The 3126-nt window shown below is 69.6% G+C and carries 2 protein-coding genes and 1 other RNA gene; all 3 read right to left on the bottom strand.

Translation table 11 applies throughout. From position 1 onward, the window contains the following. Positions 1-227: 227 nt before the first annotated feature. Positions 228-2282 (bottom strand): DNA polymerase III subunit gamma and tau, encoded by a 2055-nt coding sequence (locus ABZ345_RS47340; RefSeq protein WP_359862337.1) that lies wholly within the window; start codon positions 2280-2282, stop codon positions 228-230. 31 nt (positions 2283-2313) lie between these two features. Further along, positions 2314-2408, bottom strand: an RNA gene (gene ffs / locus ABZ345_RS47335) — signal recognition particle sRNA small type. A gap of 18 nt (positions 2409-2426) precedes the next feature. Then, positions 2427-3126, bottom strand: a 700-nt coding sequence (locus ABZ345_RS47330) for a maleylpyruvate isomerase family mycothiol-dependent enzyme (RefSeq protein ID WP_359862336.1), incomplete at its 5' end; no start/stop codon positions are given.

Below are 3126 nucleotides of genomic sequence, written 5' to 3'. Positions count from 1 at the left end.
TCGCCTCCCCTCTCCTGGGTCTTGCCGTCACGCGTCAAAATCGCGTGTCCGGTTGACACCCCGATCCTGGCGCGGCAGACGATCAGGCACGACTCGTGACGGGACCCCACCCGAAGCGCACGTTAAAAGCAGCTCGCCTGCGGCGTCGCCATTGCCTCGGCTTCGCCTTCGGGTCGCCTCGGCTTCGCCATCGGGCGCGTTGGGCTGCTCGGTGCGTGCGGGGGTGGCTAGGCCTTTTTTAGCGGGCGGGCGCCTAGTTCGTCGGCTAGGAGTTTGAGCATTACCGACTCTGGGTCTTGGTCGGTGCTCACGGCTGTTGGGTCGGCTGGGCGGGCCGCTTCGGCCAGCATTGCCTCTTCGTCGTCCGGTTCCGGTTCCGGCGGGAGCGGGTCGTCGGGCTCCGGCGGTTCTGGGGGTGGGGGGACGTCGTCTGCTGGTGGGCGTGGGGCTTGGGGCTGGTGTTGGGGTTCTGGTTGGCGCGGGGGGTTTTGGGCCTGGCTTGGGCGGGTTGGGGCCGGGCGGGCGACCTTTGCCGGTTGGGTGGCTTGGGGGGTCGCGCCTGGGGTGCCGTGGACGCAGCGGACTTGCCAGGTGCCGCCGAGGATCGCGGTCAGGGCGTTGGCGATCGCCTCGGTGTTGCGGGGTTCGGCCAGGCGGCGGGCCAGAGGGGCCGAGGTGTGGGCGATGGTGACGACGTTGCCGTCCACCTCGCTGACCATGGCGTTGGTCAGCATTGCCTCGGTGCTGCGGCTGGAGGCTCGGACCGCGGCCAGCAGTTCGGACCAGACTCGGCGGACCGCCGTCGCGTCCAGGGTGCCATTGGCCGCTGGGGCGGCCTCGGCTGCCGGCTCCGCCGGAGGGGCCGAAGGCTCCTGGGGCGAGGGTGCAGCCGAAGCCGAAGCCACGGCCGGCGCCGAGGCCGGGGCCGGGGCTGAGGTCGGGGCCTGGGCTGCGGGTGCGGCCGGCTGCGTTACGGGGGCCGGGCGGGCCGGTGCCGGAGCCTGAGGCTGCGGTTCTGGTTGGGAGGTCTCGGAGGGTGGTTGTTGGGACCTGCGGGTGAAGGTTGGGGCGCCTGCTGGTGGGGCCGCCGGCTGGTCGGTGCTTGAGGCGGGCGCGATTGACGCCGGGGGGCGGCGTTCCAGTTGTTCTAGGCGCTGGAGCAGGGCGGCTTCCGACTGGCTCACCGAGGGCAGGAGCATGCGGGAGACGAGGAGTTCCAGTAGGAGGCGGGGGGCCGTGGCGCCGCGCATGTCCACCAGGCCCGTGTGGACGATTTCGGCGTAGCGGGTCAGGGCTGCGGGGCCGATTCGTTCTGCCTGGGCCGACATGGTGGCCAGTTCGTCTGCTGGGGCGCTGACCAGGTTGCGGTCGCCTGCGTCGGGGACGGCGCAGAGCAGGACCAGGTCGCGCAGGCGGTCCAGGAGGTCGCTGGCGAAGCGGCGGGGGTCGTGGCCCGCGTCGACCAGGCGGTCGATGGTGCCGAAGACCGCGGCGCCGTCGCCTGCGGAGAGGCCGTCGATCACGTCGTTGATCAGGGCCGAGTCGGTCACGCCCAGGAGGGAGATGGCGCGCTCGTACTTGACGCCGTCCGGGCCCGCGCCGGAGAGGAGCTGGTCCATGACGGACTGGGTGTCGCGGGCCGAGCCGCCGCCTGCGCGGATGACCAGGGGGAAGACGGCCGGGTCCACCGCTACGCCTTCGGCCGCGCAGTTGCGTTCGAGCAGGCTGCGCATCACGCCCGGAGGGATCAGGCGGAACGGGTAGTGGTGCGTGCGGGAGCGGATGGTCGGGAGGACCTTGTCCGGCTCGGTGGTGGCGAAGATGAAGATCAGGTGGTCCGGCGGCTCTTCGACGATCTTCAGCAGGGCGTTGAAGCCCTGCGTGGTGACCATGTGGGCCTCGTCGATGATGAAGACGCGGTACTTGGACTCGGCCGGGGCGTAGAAGGCCTTCTCGCGGAGATCGCGGGTGTCTTCCACGCCGCCGTGGGAGGCGGCGTCGAGTTCGACCACGTCGACGCTGCCCGTGCCGTTGGGGGCCAGGCCGATGCACGAGTTGCACTCGCCGCACGGGTCGGGCGTGGGACCCTGCACGCAGTTGAGCGAGCGGGCCAGGATTCTGGCCGAGGAGGTCTTGCCGCAGCCTCGGGGGCCGCTGAACAGGTACGCGTGGTTCACCCGGCCCGCCGCCAGCGCGACTCGCAGCGGATCGGTCACGTGCTCCTGGCCTACGACCTCGGAGAACGTGGCCGGACGGTACTTGCGATACAGAGCGAGCGCCACGCCGCAGACAGTACCGGGGACCCCCGACAGAAAAAGGGGACCCCGTGCACCCACCAGAGCCCGCTTATCCTTGCTGCCTTCCGGCCCTGGGGAGGTTCGCGAGATGTGTGCCGCACGAGGTCCGTCGCTAGTGTAGCGAAGGGTCTAGATCGAACGTGTGTTCGAGTTGCCCACAGTGTTGTCCACAGGTGGGGACAACTCGCGGCCCGTTGCCAGCATCAGCAGCTCAGAGGCCGGAAGAGCAGGCAGAACGCCGCCGGGGAAACGCTTGCGGGCACCCCAGAAAGGGCTCTTCATCACATGATCCAGAGTCGCCTGAGCCGGTTCGAGAGGCATCTCGCGGGTGCGGCCGAGCGGGCGGGCGATGTCCTGGCCGTGGACGAGGAAGTCGACCAGCGGGTCGATCGGGGCGGCCATCGGTACGCGCTTCGACGAGGCTGCCGTCGAGCGGATCTGGGCGATCAGCTCCGACCGGGTGAACTGCGTCGCCAGTTCGTGGGCCTTGGCGTCCTCCATGCGGTTCCAGTCGAAGCGTGCCCGGACGGCGCCCCTGATCACGTCGCCCCAGCCCGTGCGGGTCGAGGTGGTGAGGTGGGCGGCCATTTCCTGCATGGTCCAGCCGGCGCAGAGTGTGTCGCGCCGCCATTCGTCGTCGGTCAGGTCTTCGAGGAGGTCGGCGACGCTGCGGCGCTCGGCCTCCAGCCATTTCATGATCATGATTGCTCCATAAGATTGTTGATGTTCAGGATGGGATGTTCTGGATGCCTGGAGCGACGAGGTGTGGCTGATGGTTGCTTGTCGTTGGGTGGCTTCCGAGGAGTGGCCGCCTCGTCGTTGTGGACGC

The organism is Lentzea sp. NPDC005914, from assembly GCF_040629405.1.
Lineage (GTDB): Bacteria > Actinomycetota > Actinomycetes > Mycobacteriales > Pseudonocardiaceae > Lentzea.
The sequence above is the reverse complement of the archived record's forward strand: the minus strand, read 5'-3'. Positions and strand labels throughout refer to the sequence as shown.